The organism is Streptomyces sp. NPDC051664, assembly GCF_044453545.1.
In the GTDB taxonomy this organism is placed as follows: domain Bacteria; phylum Actinomycetota; class Actinomycetes; order Streptomycetales; family Streptomycetaceae; genus Streptomyces.
This window is the reverse complement of the sequence record NZ_JBITCU010000004.1, coordinates 272,206-287,819: the sequence shown is the minus strand read 5'-3', so window position 1 is coordinate 287,819 and position 15,614 is coordinate 272,206. Positions and strand designations below refer to the sequence as shown.

Sequence of the window (15,614 nt, the reverse complement as noted above, 5' to 3'; positions counted from 1 at the left end):
TCGAGCCCCTCCGGCGATTGAGGAGTGGGGGTTGGGGAGCGGAGCCCCCGGTGGGGGAACGGCGAGGGGCCCGAACCGTCCGGTTCGGGCCCCTCGTACAAGTGGGTGGCGTCAGCCGTTCTTCGCCGCCTCTGCGGTGCCGTTCTTCCCCGGCGCCCGAGCCTCGTCGTCACTGTCCGCTTCCGAGCCCGAGTCCGCGCCCTCGTCCGCATCCTCCACGCCCTCGGCCGCCTCGGCCGCCTCCGCGGCCCCCGGCTCGACGACCTCCTCGCGCCCCGGCCGCACCTTCGCCGAGATCACGATGTACGTCACCGCCAGGACGAAGACGATCACCGCGGTCCACACATTCAGGCGCAGGCCCAGAATGTGGTGGGCCTCGTCGACCCGCATGTACTCGATCCACGCCCGCCCGGTGCAGTACGCCGCGACGTACAGCGCGAACGCCCGCCCGTGTCCGAGCTTGAAGCGGCGGTCCGCCCAGATCACCAGCAGCGCGACGCCCACGCACCAAAGCGACTCGTACAGGAACGTGGGGTGGTACGTGCCCGCGACCCGGTTGGGGCCTTCGCTGATCTTCAGGGCCCACGGCAGATCTGTCGGCTTGCCGTACAGCTCCTGGTTGAACCAGTTGCCCCAGCGGCCGATCGCCTGGGCGAAGGCGATACCGGGGGCGAGCGCGTCGGCCCAGGCGGGCAGCGGGATCCCGCGGCGGCGGCAGCCGATCCAGGCACCGACCGCGCCGAGCGCGATCGCACCCCAGATGCCGAGACCGCCCTGCCAGATCTTGAAGGCGTCGACCCAGTTCTCGCCGTCGCTGAAGTACAGCTGGTAGTCGGTGATGACGTGGTAGAGCCGGCCTCCGACGAGGCCGAAGGGCACGGCCCAGACGGCGATGTCGGCCACTGTGCCGGCTCTGCCGCCCCGGGCGATCCAGCGCTTGTTGCCGAACCAGACGGCGACAAACACACCGATGATGATGCAGAACGCGTAGCCGCGGAGCGGGATCGGTCCGAGATCGATCACGCCGGTCGACGGGCTGGGAATGTAGGCAAGGTCCATGGCAAGGTCGACGCTACCCTGCCGGGCGGGACGTACGGCAACCCGCCCGACAACGTCTGGGTAACGAGCCGGTCGTCGGATCCCCGCCCCGGCAGGCCCTGGTCCGGGTCAGGAACCGGTCGGCGCCGGGGTGGCCTTCGCCGGCTGCTTCCCCTTGTTCGCCTCGGCGACCCACTTCTTCAGGTTTGCCACGGTGATCGGTTCGCTCCCCTTCTTCGGGAAGATCGATTCGCCGTTGAGCAGCGCGGTCGGCGTGCCCTGGAAGCCGCCGTTCTGGAACGCGGTGTTGGACTTCTGGACCCAGGTGTTGTGCGTGCCGTCCTCCACGCAGCTGCGGAAGGCGGGGGTGTCGAGGCCTTCGACCCTGCCTGCCAGCTCGATCAGCTTGCTGCTCTTGCCGAAGGCGTCGTCGGTCTCCGGCGGCTGGTTACGGTAGAGGACGTCGTGGTACGCGGAGAACTTGCCGACGCTCTGCGCGCAGGCCGCCGCATTGGCCGCATCCAGCGAGCCGCTGCCGCCGAGATTGCCGTCGATGATCGTGGCCAGGTGGTACTCGACCTTCAGCTGTCCGCTGCTCTCCAGCTGGTGGATCGTGTCCCGGAACGCGTTCTCGAACTGGGCGCAGACCGGGCAGCGGAAGTCCTCCCAGATCGTGAGCGTGGACGGGGCGTCGTCCGCACCCACCTGGATGGCCAGGCTGTCCTTGCCGGTCGCACCGGACGGCGCGACGACGGGCCCCGACCCGCTCGCCTTCTCGCCCTTGCCGCCCGAATTCGCGGCGATCACGCCGATGACGGCGGCCAGCACCAGCACGCCCACCACGGCGGCGGAGACGATCAGCGTGCGCCGGCGGCGCTCGCGCGCCCTCTCCCGCTCACGCTGCTGTACGAGCCGGTCGCGCGCGGCCCTTTTTCCCTCTTCGTTCTTGTCACTCACACCCGCAGCAACGAACCGGGGAGGCACGTACGTGCCTCCCCGGTCCCAGGTCCACCCGTTCGGGCGATGCCCAATCTCAGCGCTTTCGAACACCTTCGGCCAGTTCGCCCGCAAGTGAGCGGACTGCGGCCAGTCCGGACTCCTCGTCGGGGGCGTCCAGCATCCGCTTGACGAAGGCGGAGCCGACGATCACTCCGTCGGCGAAGGCGGCGACCTCCGCGGCCTGCTGGGCGTTGGAGACGCCGAGACCGACGCAGACCGGGAGCCCGGTGGTGGTGGCACGGGTGCGCCGCACCAGGTCCTGGGCCTGCTCGCCGACCGATTCACGGGTGCCGGTGACGCCCATGAGCGAGGCCGCGTAGACGAAGCCGGAGCCGGCCGCGGTGATGGTGGCGAGGCGCTCGTCCTTGCTGCTCGGCGCGACGACGAAGACGGTCGCGAGACCGTGCTTGTCGGCATGCTCGCGCCACACGGAGGACTCCTGGACCGGCAGGTCGGGCAGGATGCACCCGGCGCCGCCCGCTTCGGCGAGCTCGGCGGTGAAGCGCTCGATGCCGTACCGGTCGATCGGGTTCCAGTACGTCATGACGAGAATCGGGACGCCGGTCGCCTCGTAGGCCTCGCGGACCGTACGCATCACGTCGGCGATCTTCACGCCGCCGCGCAGGGCGATGTCGTCGGCGGTCTGGATGACCGGTCCGTCGAGCACCGGGTCACTGTGCGGCAGGCCCACCTCGACGACGTCGGCGCCACCGGCGACGACGGCCTTGACGGCCTCGATACCACCGTCGACCGACGGGAACCCGGCCGGCAGGTAGGCGATCAGCGCGGCCCGGTCCTCCGCCTTGGCGGCGGCGAGGGTGGCGCTCAACAGCTCGATGTTGCCGCTCACTTGACGTCCCCCTCGATCTCCGCGCTGGTGTTGTCCGCGTCCGCCTCGACGGTCGCGTCCGTGTCGTACAGCCCGAAGTAACGGGCCGCCGTGTCCATGTCCTTGTCGCCGCGGCCGGACAGGTTGACCAGGAGCAGCGCGTCCTTGCCGAGCTCCTTGCCGACCTCCAGGGCGCCGGCCAGCGCATGGGCGCTCTCGATGGCCGGGATGATCCCCTCGGTACGGGAGAGCAGGCGCAGCGCCTGCATGGCGGCGTCGTCGGTGACCGCGCGGTACTCGCCGCGGCCGATGTCCTTGAGGTACGCGTGCTCCGGGCCGATGCCCGGGTAGTCGAGACCGGCCGAGATGGAGTACGGCTCGGTGATCTGGCCCTCGTCGTCCTGGAGGACGTAACTGCGCGAGCCGTGCAGGATGCCGGGCTCGCCGGCGGTCAGGGTCGCCGCGTGCTCGCCGGTCTCCAGGCCGTGTCCGGCGGGCTCGCAGCCGATCAGCCGGACGTGCGCGTCCGGGATGAACGCGTGGAACAGCCCGATGGCGTTGGAGCCGCCGCCGACACAGGCGATCGCGGCGTCCGGCAGCCGGCCGGTCCGCTCCAGGAGCTGCCGGCGGGCCTCGACGCCGATCACACGGTGGAAGTCACGGACCATCGCCGGGAAGGGGTGCGGACCCGCGACCGTACCGAAGAGGTAGTGCGTGCGGTCGACGTTGGCGACCCAGTCGCGGAACGCCTCGTTGATGGCGTCCTTGAGTGTGCGGGAGCCGGACTTCACGGCGATGACCTCGGCGCCGAGCATCCGCATCCGCGCCACGTTCAGCGCCTGCCGCTCGGTGTCGATCTCGCCCATGTAGATGGTGCATTCGAGACCGAAGAGGGCACAGGCCGTCGCGGTGGCCACACCGTGCTGGCCGGCACCGGTTTCGGCGATGACCCGGGTCTTGCCCATGCGTTTGGTGAGCAGCGCCTGGCCCAGCACGTTGTTGATCTTGTGCGAGCCGGTGTGGTTGAGGTCCTCGCGCTTGAGGAAGATCCGGGCACCGCCCGCATGCTCGGCGAAGCGCGGCACCTCGGTCAGCGCGCTGGGCCGGCCGGTGTAGTTGACCATGAGCTCATTGAGCTCGGCGGCGAAGGCCGGGTCGGCCTTGGCCTTGTCGTACTCGACGGCGACCTCGTCCACGGCGGCGACGAGCGCCTCCGGGATGAACTTGCCGCCGAACGCGCCGAAGTAGCCCTCGGCGCTGGGGATCAGACCCTCGGGGTCCGGAATGAAGAAGTCAGATGACATCCGACGTGCTCCTCGTCATGGCAACGGGTGGGTTCACCGTATGCGTCGTGAGCGAGACGCCGCCGCGACCGAGGGCGGTCGGGCGGTGCGGTCGTACGTACGAGAGGTGTGGTGCGGGTACGTGGCCGGGGCTCGCTACAGCGCGGTCCCCGGGCGCCATCGCATGCCGTTGACCTGGCCGGGCTCGTCTCCGATCACGTACCGCACACGTCGGCCGTGCACCCGGCGCGCGGGGGCGCGGCAGCCGCGGGGGCGGCAGCCGCGCGCCAGCGGCGCGTGCGGGTCCCGGGCAGCCGTCACACCGGCGAGGCGCAGGCCTGGGCGGGTACGGAACACGGGACGGTCGGCGGACACGGTGCGGGTCAGCTCCGTCCGTGCCGCAGGGCCGGGTGGGCGCCCGCGGCGACCAGGTCGGCGACAGCGGCCCGCGGGTCGCGGCCGGTGACCAGGGACTCACCGACGAGCACGGCGTCGGCGCCGGCGTTGGCGTAGGCGATGAGGTCGTGCGGGCCTCGGACGCCGGACTCGGCGACCTTGACGATGCCCGCCGGGATCTCCGGGGCGACGCGCTCGAACGTCGAGCGGTCGACCTTGAGGTCCTTCAGGTTGCGCGCGTTGACACCGATGATCTTCGCTCCGGCGGCCACGGCACGCTCCGCCTCCTCCTCGTCATGCGCCTCGACCAGCGGCGTCAGACCGATGGACTCGGCGCGCTCGATCAGCGAGACGAGTGCCTCCTGGTCGAGAGCGGCGACGATCAGCAGCACGAGGTCGGCGCCGTAGGCGCGGGCCTCCCAGAGCTGGTAGGAGGTGACGATGAAGTCCTTGCGCAGGATCGGGATGTCGACCTTGGCGCGAACGGCTTCCAGGTCGGCGAGCGAACCGCCGAAGCGTCGCTCCTCGGTGAGGACGGAGATGACGGACGCGCCACCGGCCTCGTAGTCCGCGGCGAGCGCGGCCGGGTCGGCGATCGCGGCCAGGGCCCCCTTGGAGGGGCTGGAGCGCTTGACCTCGCAGATGACGGTCACGCCCTCGCCGCGCAGGGCGGCGACTCCGTCCTTGGCCGCCGGAGCGCGCGCCGCGCGCTCCTTGAGCTCGTCGAGGCTGACGCGCGCCTGCCGCTCTGCGAGGTCGGCGCGAACGCCGTCGATGATCTCGTCGAGCACACTCACGCGAGCGGCCCCCTTCCGGGACGGTGATGAGGGAACAGGATCAGCCATCTCGATGGTATCCGCAGGAGGGCCCCGGACTCACATCCGGCCGTCGGATGTCCCACTACCTGGGCATTCACGGGGCCAACATCGATCCGAACGGCAGATTCCGGACGACGGCGAAGATCAGGAGCACGGCACCGATCCCCCACCAGTAGACCGGTGGCAGATTGATACGCAGGGGCAGTCCCCTGCTCGCGCGGACCATCCAGACCACCCACACGACGGCGAAGATCGCGTAACCGGCGACCGCGAGGGCGTTGGAACCCAAGGCCGCGGCGATGTCCCCGTGGGCGACGGCATGGGCGCTGCGCAGCCCGCCGCAGCCCGGGCAGTACAGGCCGGTGAACCGGAGCAACGGGCAGACCGGGTAGTGGCCCGGCTGGTTGGGGTCGACGGCGCCGACGTAGCCGAACGCCGCGACGACGGCGGCCATCACCCCGAGGGGAGTGGCGAGCCGTCGGACCGCCGACCGGGGCACGGGCGCGGGCGGATAGGCCGGCACGGGCGGAGGACCGTGCGGGCCCGGTGCGGCTGCGGGAGAAGGGGAGGCGTCCACGCGGTGATTCTCCCCGGTCACGCGGAAAGGCGCAGCCCGGTCCGGGCTGCGCCTCGCACGATGGGTCCGACCGGGGTCAGGAGGAGACCTGGGCCTGTCCGGCCCGCGCCCTGGCTGCGGCCATCTCGGCCGACTCCTTCGGCATGCCGAGGCCGGCGGCCTTCATCGCAAGACCGACGAGCCCACCGATGAAGATGACCGCGAGACCGGCCCAGAAGCCGAGCGGGTTGGCCGCGACCATGAAGACGCCTGCGATGCAGAAGCCGATGAACGAGATGATGACACCGGTCCAGGCGGCCGGGGTGTGTCCGTGGCTGCTGCCCGCCATGAGTTGCTCCTCGTTGGTGTTGCGCTGTTGGTATCGCTGTACGCAAAGCTGGTGCCGCTGTGGTGCGCTGCGCTGCCGCTGTGCAGAAAGCTCACCGTCATTGTCCCGTACGTGCGGGTACGACGTGAGCTGGGGGTCATACCTCGCGCGTCAGGTCCTCACCGCGGTCCAGGGCCTTCCACAGGTCCTCGGGCCGGTCCGGGTCCGGGGCGGTGCGGGGGGCCTTGCGGGGGCGCGGGGTGCCGTCGCGTTCGTACCGTCCCGACATGGTGGGCCACAGCTTCCCGTACCGCAGGGCGAGCAGCCCGGCGAGGAGGATCAGCAGGCCGCCGACTGCGGTGACGTACGGCCACGCGGTGTGGCTGAGGGCGTCGATGGTGGAGGAGGCGTCGCCGGTGGTCTGCGCCGCCTTCTCGTCGAGGGCCGTGCTGTCGGAGGCGCCGAGGTAGGCGCTGACACCGGCCCCGAGGCCGCTGAGGGCGAGCAGCCCGGCGACGAGCAGCCGGCCGGCGCTGCGGACGGCGAAGACGGCGACGAGGGCGGCCAGGCCGACGATGGCGAGGGCCGCCGGGAGACCGGTGACATCCTGGCCGTCGACGGTCAGCGGCAGGGAGCCGCCGCCGACCGCGGCCTTGCCCTCCGCCCAGGTCTGGCCGGAGGCGAGGAGCACGACGGTGGCGCCGACCGCCCCGAGAAGCAGGCCGGCGGCCAGGCTGCGGCGGCTTCCCATGGCGTCGGGCGCGATGGCGGCTTGGGCACGGGGCTGGGGTACGGGGACGGCACTCACGTAGTCCACTATCCCTTACCTCGTCAGCGTTCGTGGAGGCGGTTGGCGGTATGGACGGCGCGCAGGACCGCGGCGGCCTTGTTACGGCACTCGGTGTCCTCGGCGACCGGGTCGGAGTCGGCGACGATTCCCGCTCCGGCCTGGACGTATGCCGTGCCGTCCCGCAGCAGCGCCGTACGGATGGCGATGGCGGTGTCGGAGTCCCCGGCGAAGTCCAGGTAGCCGACGCAGCCGCCGTACAGTCCGCGGCGGGTGGGTTCGAGCTCCTCGATGATCTGCATGGCGCGGGGCTTGGGGGCGCCGGAGAGGGTACCGGCCGGGAAGCAGGCGGTGAGGACGTCGAAGGCGGTACGGCCTTCGGCGACGCGGCCGGTGACGGTGGAGACGATGTGCATGACGTGCGAGTACCGCTCGATCGACATGAAGTCGACGACCTCGACGCTGCCGGGCACACAGACCCGGCCCAGGTCGTTGCGGCCCAGGTCGACGAGCATCAGGTGCTCGGCGCGTTCCTTCGGGTCGGCGAGGAGCTCGTCGGCGAGGGCCTGGTCCTCCTGCGGGGTGATGCCGCGGGGCCGGGTACCGGCGATCGGATGGACCATGGCGCGCCCGTCCTCGACCTTGACGAGGGCTTCCGGACTGGAGCCCACGACGTCGAAGCCGTCGAACCGGAAGAGGTACATGTACGGCGACGGGTTGGTGGCGCGCAGCACCCGGTAGACGTCCAACGCACCGGCCGTGCACGGGGTCTCGAAGCGCTGGGAGGGGACGACCTGGAACGCTTCGCCGGCCCTGATCCGCTCCTTCACGTCCTCGACGGCGTCCTGGAAGGCCTGGCCGCCCCAGAGTGCGCTGTACGGCGGGAGTTCGGACGGCGGGAGGGTGACGGGGGCGCTCTCGACCGGGCGGGAGAGATCGGCCTCCATGGCGTCGAGGCGGGCGACGGCGTCGGCGTACGCCTCGTCGACGCCGGTCTCCAGATCGTTGTGGTTGATCGCGTTGGCGATCAGCAGGACGCTGCCGTCCCAGTGGTCGAGGACGGCGAGGTCCGAGGTGAGCAGCATGGTCAGCTCGGGGAGCTTCAGATCGTCGCCACCGTGCTCACCGATCCTCTCCAGCCTGCGCACGACGTCGTAACCCAGATAGCCGACCATGCCGCCGGTGAAGGGCGGCATGCCGGAGTGCAGGTCGCGCGGGGTGTGCAGGGCGTCGATGGTGGCGCGCAGGGCCACCAGCGGGTCGCCGTCGGCGGGGACGCCGACGGGCGGGGTGCCGAGCCAGTGGGCCCGGCCGTCGCGGGTGGTGAGGGTGGCGGCGCTGCGTACCCCGATGAAGGAGTAGCGGGACCAGGTGCGGCCGTTCTCCGCGGATTCGAGGAGGAACGTGCCGGTGCGCTCGCCCGCGAGCTTGCGGTAGAGCGCGACCGGGGTGTCGCCGTCCGCGAGAAGCCGACGGCTGACAGGGATGACACGCCGGTCGGCGGCCAGCTTGCGGAAGGTCTCGAGATCCATGGCGGCTGACCCTACTGCCCGAGCGGGAGTACGTCGGCGTCGAAGCAGGTGCGGTCGCCGGTGTGACACGCGGCGCCCGTCTGGTCGACCTTGACCAGGACGGTGTCCGCGTCGCAGTCGAGGGCGACGGACTTGACCAGCTGGATGTGGCCGGAGGTGTCGCCCTTGACCCAGTACTCCTGACGGCTGCGGGACCAGTAGGTGCAGCGGCCGGTCGTCAGGGTGCGATGCAGCGCCTCGTCGTCCATCCAGCCGAGCATCAGCACCTCACCGGTGTCGTACTGCTGGGCGATGGCCGGAACCAGACCGTCGGCGCCGCGCTTGAGGCGGGCGGCGATGGCGGGATCCAGGCTGCTGGCGGGCGGGGTGCTGGGCGCGGGCGTGCTGGTCATGTGCCCCATTGTGCCGTGGCCGCGGAGGCAGTCCGGCGGGGCGTCCACTGGGCGGACCGCGGACGCCGGTCGTACGCTGGCCAGCATGTCGACCCATGCAAAGCGTGAACGACTTCTGCTCGCCGACCTGTTGGAGGCGGCGGGCCCCGAAGCTCCGACCCTGTGCCACGGCTGGACGACCCGCGACCTCGCCGCCCATGTGGTGGTACGCGAGCGCAGGCCGGACGCGGCGGCCGGGGTGCTGCTGAGCCCGCTGAAGAACCGGCTCGACCGGGTCCAGTCCGAATTCGCCGAGAAGCCTTACGAGGAGCTGATCCAGCTCATCCGTACGGGACCGCCCCGGATGTCTCCGTTCGGGCTGAAGCAGCTGGACGAGGCGGCCAACACGGTGGAGTTCTACATCCACGCGGAGGACGTGCGCCGGGCACAGCCCGACTGGTCGCAGCGGGATCTGGACCCGGTCTTCGCCGACGCCCTGTGGTCGCGCATGGAGAAGGCGGCGCGGCTCATGGGGCGCAAGGCCCCGGTGGGGCTGGTGCTGCGGCGCCCGGACGGGCAGACCGCCGTGGCGCACAAGGGCACTCCGGTGGTGACGGTGACCGGGGAGCCGGGCGAGCTGCTGCTCTTCGCGTCGGGGCGGCAGGATGCGGCGCGGGTGGAACTGGAGGGCGACAAGGAGGCGGTGACCCGGGTGAGCACGGCCGAGCTGGGCATGTAGGGGAGACTGCCGCGATCTGAGAGGTGACGGGCCGCAGAAGGCCGATCGCCGGACGGAACCGCATATCGGTTCCGTCCGGCGATCGATGACTCCGCGGTCAGCGGACCGGGTGCCCGGCCTCCCGCAGTGCGCCCTTGACCTCGGAGATCCTCAGATCACCGAAGTGGAAGACGGACGCGGCCAGCACCGCGTCGGCGCCCGCCGCGATGGCCGGGGCGAAGTCCGCGAGCCGGCCCGCGCCACCGGAGGCGATGACCGGGACGGTCACATGCCCCCGGACCGCCTCGATCATCTCGGTGTCGTAGCCGTCCTTCGTGCCGTCCGCGTCCATCGAGTTGAGCAGGATCTCGCCCGCGCCCAGCTCGGCGGCCCGGTGCGCCCACTCGACGGCGTCGATGCCGGTGCCCGTGCGGCCGCCGTGCGTGGTGACCTCGAAGGTGCCTTCAGGGGTACGGCGGGCGTCCACGGACAGCACGAGGACCTGTCGGCCGAACCGCTCGGCGATCTCCCGGATGAGGTCCGGGCGGGCGATGGCCGCGGTGTTGACGCCGACCTTGTCGGCGCCGGCCCGCAGCAACTTGTCGACATCGTCGGCGGTACGGACGCCGCCGCCGACGGTGAGCGGGATGAAGACCTGCTCGGCGGTACGGCGCACCACGTCGTAGGTCGTCTCCCGGTCGCCGCTGGACGCGGTGATGTCGAGGAAGGTCAGCTCGTCGGCGCCCTCGGCGTCGTACAGCTTCGCCATCTCGACGGGGTCACCCGCGTCGCGCAGGTTCTGGAAGTTGACGCCCTTGACGACCCGGCCGTTGTCGACGTCCAGGCATGGGATGACTCGTACCGCGAGACTCATTGCGCACCTGCCCGGTAGGCCTCGATCTCGACCTCGACGACCAGGCTGGGGTCGACGAAGCCGGACACGATGATCATGGAAGCGGCGGGGCGGACGTCGTCGAACAGCTCCTTGTGGGCGCGGCCGACCTCGTCCACGTCCCGGGCGTGCGTGATGTACATCCGGGTACGGACGACGTCCTCACGGCCGAGTCCCACCTGCTTCAGCGCGTCGAAGGCGACGTTGAAGGAGGCGACGGCCTGCTCGTACGGACCGCCCGCGGAGATCTGCCCCTTGACCACCGATGTGCAGCCGGCCACCAGGACGAGCCCGTTGGACAGCTCCACCGCTCGGGAGTAGCCGAACTTCTCCTCCCAGGGGGCCCCGGAGGAGACACGGCGGACGGAGTCGGTCATGCGGAGACCACCTGCAGCGCCTCTTCCAGGGTGAACGCCTTCGCGTACAGCGCCTTGCCGACGATCGCGCCCTCGACGCCGTCCGGCACGAGCGAGGCGATCGCCCGCAGGTCGTCCAGCGAGGAGACACCGCCGGAGGCCACGACAGGCTTGTCGGTGGCGGCACAGACGTTCTTCAGGAGCTCCAGGTTGGGGCCCTGGAGCGTGCCGTCCTTGGCGATGTCGGTGACGACGTAGCGGGCGCAGCCCTCGGAGTCGAGGCGGGCGAGCGTCTCGTAGAGGTCGCCGCCGTCGCGGGTCCAGCCGCGTCCGCGGAGCGTCGTGCCTCGGACGTCGAGGCCGACGGCGATCTTGTCGCCGTACTCGGCAATGACCTTCGCGACCCACTCGGGGGTCTCCAGGGCGGCGGTGCCGAGGTTGACCCGGGTGCAGCCGGTGGCGAGGGCCGCGGCCAGCGAGGCGTCGTCACGGATGCCACCGGACAGCTCGACCTTGATGTCCATGGAGCGGGCGACCTCGGCGATCTGCGCCCGGTTGTCGCCGGTGCCGAACGCGGCGTCCAGGTCGACGAGATGCAGCCATTCGGCGCCTGCCTGCTGCCAGGCGAGGGCGGCCTGCAGGGGGTCACCGTAAGAGGTCTCGGAGCCGGACTCGCCGTGCACGAGGCGAACGGCCTGGCCGTCGCGGACGTCGACGGCGGGGAGGAGCTCAAGCTTGGTGGACATCAGAGTGTTCCGATCCAGTTGGTCAGCAGCTGGGCGCCGGCATCGCCGGACTTCTCGGGGTGGAACTGGGTGGCCCACAGGGCGCCGTTCTCCACTGCGGCGACGAACGGCTCGCCGTGGGTGGCCCAGGTGACCCGGGGGGCACGGATCCTGGCGTTGGTGACTTCGAGGCTCCAGTCGTGCACGGCGTAGGAGTGCACGAAGTAGAACCGGGCCTCGGGGTCGAGACCGGCGAAGAGCTCGGAGTCCTCAGGGGACTGCACGGTGTTCCAGCCCATGTGCGGGACGATCGGGGCCTTCAGCGGGGCGACGGTACCGGGCCACTCGTCGAGGCCCTCCGTCTCCACGCCGTGCTCGATGCCTCGTTCGAAGAGGATCTGCATGCCGACGCAGATGCCCATCACGGGCCGGCCGCCGGAGAGCCTGCGGTCGATGATCCATTCGCCGCGGGCCTTCTTCAGCCCGTCCATGCAGGCGGAGAACGCGCCGACGCCGGGCACCAGCAGCCCGTCGGCGTTCATCGCCTTCTCGTAGTCACGGGTGATCTCGACGTCCGCGCCGACGTGGGCGAGGGCGCGCTCGGCGGAACGGACGTTGCCGAAGCCGTAGTCGAAGACGACGACCTTCTTCTGGTCACTCACAGGTCGCTCCCTCAGTCCCAGAGTCCCTGGATCCGCATGACGCCTGCGACCAGGCACATCACGGAGGCGATCCCGAGCAGCACGATGACGCTCTTGGGCATCTTCTGCTTCGAGAAGGAGTAGACGCCGCCGGCCAGGAAGAGGCCGACGACGATCAGTACGGTGTTGAGGCCGGTCACAGCGCGCCCTTCGTGGAGGGGAGGATTCCGGCAGCGCGCGGGTCGTGCTCACAGGCGTACCGCAGGGCGCGGGCGAGTGCCTTGAACTGGCACTCCACGATGTGATGGGCGTTGCGGCCGTACGGGACGTGGACGTGCAGGGCGATCTGCGCCTGGGCGACGAACGACTCCAGGATGTGCCGGGTCATCGTCGTGTCGTAGGAGCCGATCATCGGCGCGATGTTCTCCGGCTCGGTGTGCACGAGGTAGGGGCGGCCGGAGAGGTCGACGGTGACCTGGGCGAGCGACTCGTCCAGCGGGACGGTGCAGTTGCCGAAGCGGTAGATGCCGACCTTGTCGCCGAGAGCCTGCTTGAAGGCGGCGCCGAGGGCGAGGGCGGTGTCCTCGATGGTGTGGTGCGTGTCGATGTGCAGGTCGCCCTCGGTCTTCACCGTGAGGTCGAAGAGGCCGTGGCGGCCGAGCTGGTCGAGCATGTGGTCGTAGAAGCCGACCCCGGTCGACACGTCGACCTTGCCGGTGCCGTCGAGGTTGACCTCGACGAGTACGGACGTCTCCTTGGTGGTGCGTTCCACGCGGCCTACGCGGGGGCTCATGCGTCGTGCTCCTTCTTGAGTTCGCGTACCGCATCGAGGAACGCGTCGTTCTCTGCCGGGGTTCCTGCGGAGACCCGCAGCCATCCCGGTACGCCGTTGTCCCGGACCAGGACGCCCCGGTCGAGGATCTGCTGCCAGGCGGTGTGGCTGTCGGCGAAGCGGCCGAACTGGACGAAGTTGGCGTCCGAGTCCGTCACGTCGAAGCCGAGGGCGCGCAGTTCGGTGACGATCCGGTCGCGCTCGCTCTTCAGCTGGGCGACGTACCCGAGGAGCGTATCGGTGTGCTCCAGGGCGGCGAGCGCGGTGGCCTGGGTGACGGAGGACAGGTGGTACGGCAGCCGCACCAGCTGCACGGCGTCCACGACGGCCGGGTCGGCGGCGAGATAGCCGAGCCGCAGTCCGGCGGCGCCGAAAGCCTTCGACATGGTGCGCGAGAGCACCATGTTGGGCCGGCCCTCGATCAGCGGGAGCAGCGAGGGGTGGTGGCTGAATTCGCCGTACGCCTCGTCGACCACGACCATCGACGGCCTGGCTGCCTGGGCTGCGTCGTACAGCGTGCGCACGGTCTCGGCGTCGACGGCGGTACCGGTGGGGTTGTTGGGCGAGGTGATGAAGACGATGTCCGGGCGTTGCTCGGCGATGACCTCGCAGGCCGCCGCGACATCGATGGTGAAGTCGTCCTTGCGCGGTCCGGAGATCCACCCGGTGCCGGTCCCCCGGGCGATGAGGGCGTGCATCGAGTAGGAGGGCTCGAAGCCGATCGCGGTGCGTCCGGGACCGCCGAAGGTCTGCAGCAGCTGCTGCAGCACCTCGTTGGAGCCGTTGGCCGCCCAGACGTCGCCGAGAGCCACTTCGTACCCGGCGGTGCGGGTGAGGTAGCGGGCCAGCTCGGTACGGAGCTCGACGGCGTCCCGGTCGGGGTAGCGGTTGAGGTCGCGGGCGGCCTCGCGGACGCGCTCGGCGATCCGGTCGACGAGCGCCTCGGGGAGCGGGTAGGGGTTCTCGTTGGTGTTCAGCCGTACCGCGACGTCGAGCTGCGGGGCGCCGTACGGGGACTGGCCGCGGAGCTCGTCCCGGATCGGAAGATCGTCGATCCGGATGGACTTGCTGTTCGTCACTGCTGCGGAACCTTCCAGCCGAACCTGGCCTTGAGTGCGGCGCCGTGGGCGGGGAGGTCCTCCGCCTCGGCGAGGGTCACCACGTGGTGGGCGACCTCGGCGAGCGCGTCGCGCGTGTAGTCGACGATGTGGATGCCGCGCAGGAAGGACTGCACGGACAGGCCCGAGGAGTGGCAGGCGCAGCCACCCGTCGGCAGGACGTGGTTGGAGCCCGCGCAGTAGTCGCCGAGCGACACCGGGGCCCACGGGCCGACGAAGATCGCTCCCGCGTTACGGACGCGGTCGGCGACGGCGGCGGCGTCGGCGGTCTGGATCTCCAGGTGCTCCGCGGCGTACGCGTCGACGACCTTGAGACCGTCCTCGAGATCGTTGACCAGGACGATCGCGGACTGGCGGCCGGCCAGCGCGGGTTCGATCCGGTCGGTGATGTGCTTGGTCGCGGCGACCTGCGGCTTCAGCTCGGCCTCGGTGGCGGCGGCCAGCTCCTCGGAGTCGGTGACGAGGACCGCGGCGGCCATCGGGTCGTGCTCGGCCTGGCTGATCAGGTCGGCGGCGATGTGCACCGGGTCGGCGGTGGAGTCGGCGAGGATCGCGATCTCGGTGGGACCGGCCTCGGCGTCGATGCCGATGCGGCCCTTGAGGAGGCGCTTGGCGGCGGCGACATAGATGTTGCCGGGGCCGGTGACGAGGTTCACCGGAAGACATTCGACCGTTCCGTACGCAAACATCGCGATGGCCTGTGCGCCACCGGCCGCGTACACCTCGTCGACACCGAGCAGGGCGCAGGCGGCGAGGATGGTGGGGTGCGGCAGGCCGCCGAACTCCTTCTGCGGCGGGGAGGCGACGGCGATGCCCTCGACGCCCGCCTCCTGGGCCGGTACGACGTTCATGACCACGGACGACGGGTAGACGGAGCGCCCGCCCGGCACATACAGACCTACGCGTTCGACGGGCACCCACTTCTCGGTGACCGTGCCGCCGGGCACGACCTGAGTGGTGTGTGTGGTGCGGCGCTGCTCGTGGTGGACGAGGCGGGTGCGGCGGATCGACTCCTCGAGGGCGGCCCGTACGGCGGGATCCAGCCGCTCCAGCGCAGCGGCGATCGCCGCTGCCGGGACCCGGATCGAGTCGAGCCGTACGCCGTCGAATTTCTCCCCCCACTCGATCACTGCCGCTGAGCCACGATGGCGTACGTCCTCGCAGATGGGGCGCACCGTCTCCAGTGCGGCCTCCACGTCGAACTCGGCTCGGGGCAGCAGGTCGCGCAGGTCGCCGCCCTCGGGGAGGGCACCGCCACGCAGATCGATTCGAGAGATCACACCGCAATTCTCTCAGACCGCCATCGGCGACAGTTCGCCCGTATCACTGGCTGATACATGCCCCGGCGGTCACAGCCGACTACTCCCGGCCACTGCTGACCGCGGGCGTTCACGG

20 protein-coding genes are annotated in these 15,614 nt (G+C 70.7%); 1 reads left to right on the top strand and 19 read right to left on the bottom strand.

All coding sequences use genetic code 11. From position 1 onward, the window contains the following. Window positions 1–111: 111 nt before the first annotated feature. The 11 genes from lgt to hisI form a co-directional block, all read right to left on the bottom strand. A complete protein-coding gene (lgt, locus tag ACIA8E_RS10365) occupies window positions 112–1,059 on the bottom strand; it encodes a prolipoprotein diacylglyceryl transferase (RefSeq protein WP_399296456.1) in 948 nt (315 codons plus the stop codon). Window positions 1,060–1,167: 108 nt separating this feature from the next. Beyond that, window positions 1,168–1,995 carry a DsbA family protein gene (locus tag ACIA8E_RS10360; RefSeq protein ID WP_399296454.1) on the bottom strand — a complete coding sequence of 276 codons (828 nt, stop codon included), beginning with the start codon at window positions 1,993–1,995 and terminating at the stop codon, window positions 1,168–1,170. A 76-nt stretch (window positions 1,996–2,071) separates the two neighbouring features. Further along, window positions 2,072–2,887 (bottom strand): tryptophan synthase subunit alpha, encoded by an 816-nt coding sequence (gene trpA, locus ACIA8E_RS10355; protein WP_399296453.1) that lies wholly within the window; start codon window positions 2,885–2,887, stop codon window positions 2,072–2,074. Then, entirely contained in the window at window positions 2,884–4,170 is a 1,287-nt protein-coding gene (gene trpB / locus ACIA8E_RS10350) for a tryptophan synthase subunit beta (protein WP_399296451.1), read from the bottom strand. The genes trpA and trpB overlap by 4 nt, the downstream gene beginning before the upstream one ends. Before the next feature lie 135 nt (window positions 4,171–4,305). Next, the gene (gene trpM / locus ACIA8E_RS10345; protein WP_267008130.1) at window positions 4,306–4,506 is read right to left on the bottom strand and encodes a tryptophan biosynthesis modulator TrpM; all 201 of its coding nucleotides are present in this window, start codon (window positions 4,504–4,506) and stop codon (window positions 4,306–4,308) included. A 26-nt stretch (window positions 4,507–4,532) separates the two neighbouring features. Next, a complete protein-coding gene (gene trpC / locus ACIA8E_RS10340) occupies window positions 4,533–5,342 on the bottom strand; it encodes an indole-3-glycerol phosphate synthase TrpC (RefSeq protein WP_399296450.1) in 810 nt (269 codons plus the stop codon). A 115-nt stretch (window positions 5,343–5,457) separates the two neighbouring features. Further along, window positions 5,458–5,940: a DUF2752 domain-containing protein gene (locus ACIA8E_RS10335; RefSeq protein ID WP_399296448.1), complete on the bottom strand. Its 483-nt coding sequence runs from the start codon at window positions 5,938–5,940 to the stop codon at window positions 5,458–5,460. A 76-nt stretch (window positions 5,941–6,016) separates the two neighbouring features. After that, complete coding sequence (locus ACIA8E_RS10330) at window positions 6,017–6,268, bottom strand: HGxxPAAW family protein (protein WP_399296446.1); 252 nt, start codon at window positions 6,266–6,268, stop codon at window positions 6,017–6,019. Window positions 6,269–6,404: 136 nt separating this feature from the next. Continuing rightward, window positions 6,405–7,064, bottom strand: a complete 660-nt coding sequence (locus ACIA8E_RS10325) for a TIGR02234 family membrane protein (RefSeq protein ID WP_399296444.1) — start codon at window positions 7,062–7,064, stop codon at window positions 6,405–6,407. A gap of 14 nt (window positions 7,065–7,078) precedes the next feature. Beyond that, window positions 7,079–8,566 (bottom strand): anthranilate synthase component I, encoded by a 1,488-nt coding sequence (locus tag ACIA8E_RS10320; protein WP_030972820.1) that lies wholly within the window; start codon window positions 8,564–8,566, stop codon window positions 7,079–7,081. Window positions 8,567–8,577: 11 nt separating this feature from the next. Next, window positions 8,578–8,958, bottom strand: a complete 381-nt coding sequence (gene hisI, locus ACIA8E_RS10315; RefSeq protein WP_030972822.1) for a phosphoribosyl-AMP cyclohydrolase — start codon at window positions 8,956–8,958, stop codon at window positions 8,578–8,580. 85 nt (window positions 8,959–9,043) lie between these two features. Between hisI and ACIA8E_RS10310 the strand changes: the two genes are divergently transcribed. Beyond that, window positions 9,044–9,676, top strand: coding sequence for a TIGR03085 family metal-binding protein (locus ACIA8E_RS10310; RefSeq protein WP_030919453.1), 633 nt, complete (start codon window positions 9,044–9,046; stop codon window positions 9,674–9,676). A 97-nt stretch (window positions 9,677–9,773) separates the two neighbouring features. Here the strand turns inward: ACIA8E_RS10310 and hisF are convergent, their stop codons facing one another. The 8 genes from hisF to hisD are packed head-to-tail and all read right to left on the bottom strand — an operon-like array spanning window position 9,774 to window position 15,499. After that, window positions 9,774–10,529: an imidazole glycerol phosphate synthase subunit HisF gene (gene hisF / locus ACIA8E_RS10305; protein ID WP_399296442.1), complete on the bottom strand. Its 756-nt coding sequence runs from the start codon at window positions 10,527–10,529 to the stop codon at window positions 9,774–9,776. Further along, window positions 10,526–10,924: a RidA family protein gene (locus ACIA8E_RS10300; protein WP_030919442.1), complete on the bottom strand. Its 399-nt coding sequence runs from the start codon at window positions 10,922–10,924 to the stop codon at window positions 10,526–10,528. Before ACIA8E_RS10300 ends, hisF begins: the two co-directional genes overlap by 4 nt. Then, window positions 10,921–11,649 carry a bifunctional 1-(5-phosphoribosyl)-5-((5-phosphoribosylamino)methylideneamino)imidazole-4-carboxamide isomerase/phosphoribosylanthranilate isomerase PriA gene (gene priA, locus ACIA8E_RS10295; protein WP_326631047.1) on the bottom strand — a complete coding sequence of 243 codons (729 nt, stop codon included), beginning with the start codon at window positions 11,647–11,649 and terminating at the stop codon, window positions 10,921–10,923. Before priA ends, ACIA8E_RS10300 begins: the two co-directional genes overlap by 4 nt. Then, the gene (hisH, locus tag ACIA8E_RS10290; protein ID WP_399296439.1) at window positions 11,649–12,290 is read right to left on the bottom strand and encodes an imidazole glycerol phosphate synthase subunit HisH; all 642 of its coding nucleotides are present in this window, start codon (window positions 12,288–12,290) and stop codon (window positions 11,649–11,651) included. The genes priA and hisH overlap by 1 nt, the downstream gene beginning before the upstream one ends. Window positions 12,291–12,301: 11 nt before the next feature. Beyond that, window positions 12,302–12,469 carry a hypothetical protein gene (locus tag ACIA8E_RS10285; RefSeq protein WP_313936834.1) on the bottom strand — a complete coding sequence of 56 codons (168 nt, stop codon included), beginning with the start codon at window positions 12,467–12,469 and terminating at the stop codon, window positions 12,302–12,304. After that, a complete protein-coding gene (gene hisB, locus ACIA8E_RS10280) occupies window positions 12,466–13,062 on the bottom strand; it encodes an imidazoleglycerol-phosphate dehydratase HisB (protein WP_030919430.1) in 597 nt (198 codons plus the stop codon). The genes ACIA8E_RS10285 and hisB overlap by 4 nt, the downstream gene beginning before the upstream one ends. Continuing rightward, window positions 13,059–14,180, bottom strand: a complete 1,122-nt coding sequence (locus ACIA8E_RS10275) for a histidinol-phosphate transaminase (RefSeq protein WP_399296436.1) — start codon at window positions 14,178–14,180, stop codon at window positions 13,059–13,061. Before ACIA8E_RS10275 ends, hisB begins: the two co-directional genes overlap by 4 nt. After that, window positions 14,177–15,499 carry a histidinol dehydrogenase gene (hisD, locus tag ACIA8E_RS10270; protein WP_399296434.1) on the bottom strand — a complete coding sequence of 441 codons (1,323 nt, stop codon included), beginning with the start codon at window positions 15,497–15,499 and terminating at the stop codon, window positions 14,177–14,179. The genes ACIA8E_RS10275 and hisD overlap by 4 nt, the downstream gene beginning before the upstream one ends. Between the last annotated feature and the right edge of the window lie 115 nt (window positions 15,500–15,614).

Bases quoted from the DNA above. Each gene is read 5' to 3' on its own strand.
- lgt (WP_399296456.1), bottom strand. From the start codon at position 1,059: ATGGACCTTGCCTACATTCCCAGCCCGTCGACCGGCGTGATCGATCTC.
- trpB (WP_399296451.1), bottom strand. From the start codon at position 4,170: ATGTCATCTGACTTCTTCATTCCGGACCCCGAGGGTCTGATCCCCAGC.
- ACIA8E_RS10330 (WP_399296446.1), bottom strand. From the start codon at position 6,268: ATGGCGGGCAGCAGCCACGGACACACCCCGGCCGCCTGGACCGGTGTC.
- ACIA8E_RS10320 (WP_030972820.1), bottom strand. From the start codon at position 8,566: ATGGATCTCGAGACCTTCCGCAAGCTGGCCGCCGACCGGCGTGTCATC.
- hisI (WP_030972822.1), bottom strand. From the start codon at position 8,958: ATGACCAGCACGCCCGCGCCCAGCACCCCGCCCGCCAGCAGCCTGGAT.
- ACIA8E_RS10310 (WP_030919453.1), top strand. From the start codon at position 9,044: ATGTCGACCCATGCAAAGCGTGAACGACTTCTGCTCGCCGACCTGTTG.
- hisF (WP_399296442.1), bottom strand. From the start codon at position 10,529: ATGAGTCTCGCGGTACGAGTCATCCCATGCCTGGACGTCGACAACGGC.
- ACIA8E_RS10300 (WP_030919442.1), bottom strand. From the start codon at position 10,924: ATGACCGACTCCGTCCGCCGTGTCTCCTCCGGGGCCCCCTGGGAGGAG.
- priA (WP_326631047.1), bottom strand. From the start codon at position 11,649: ATGTCCACCAAGCTTGAGCTCCTCCCCGCCGTCGACGTCCGCGACGGC.
- hisB (WP_030919430.1), bottom strand. From the start codon at position 13,062: ATGAGCCCCCGCGTAGGCCGCGTGGAACGCACCACCAAGGAGACGTCC.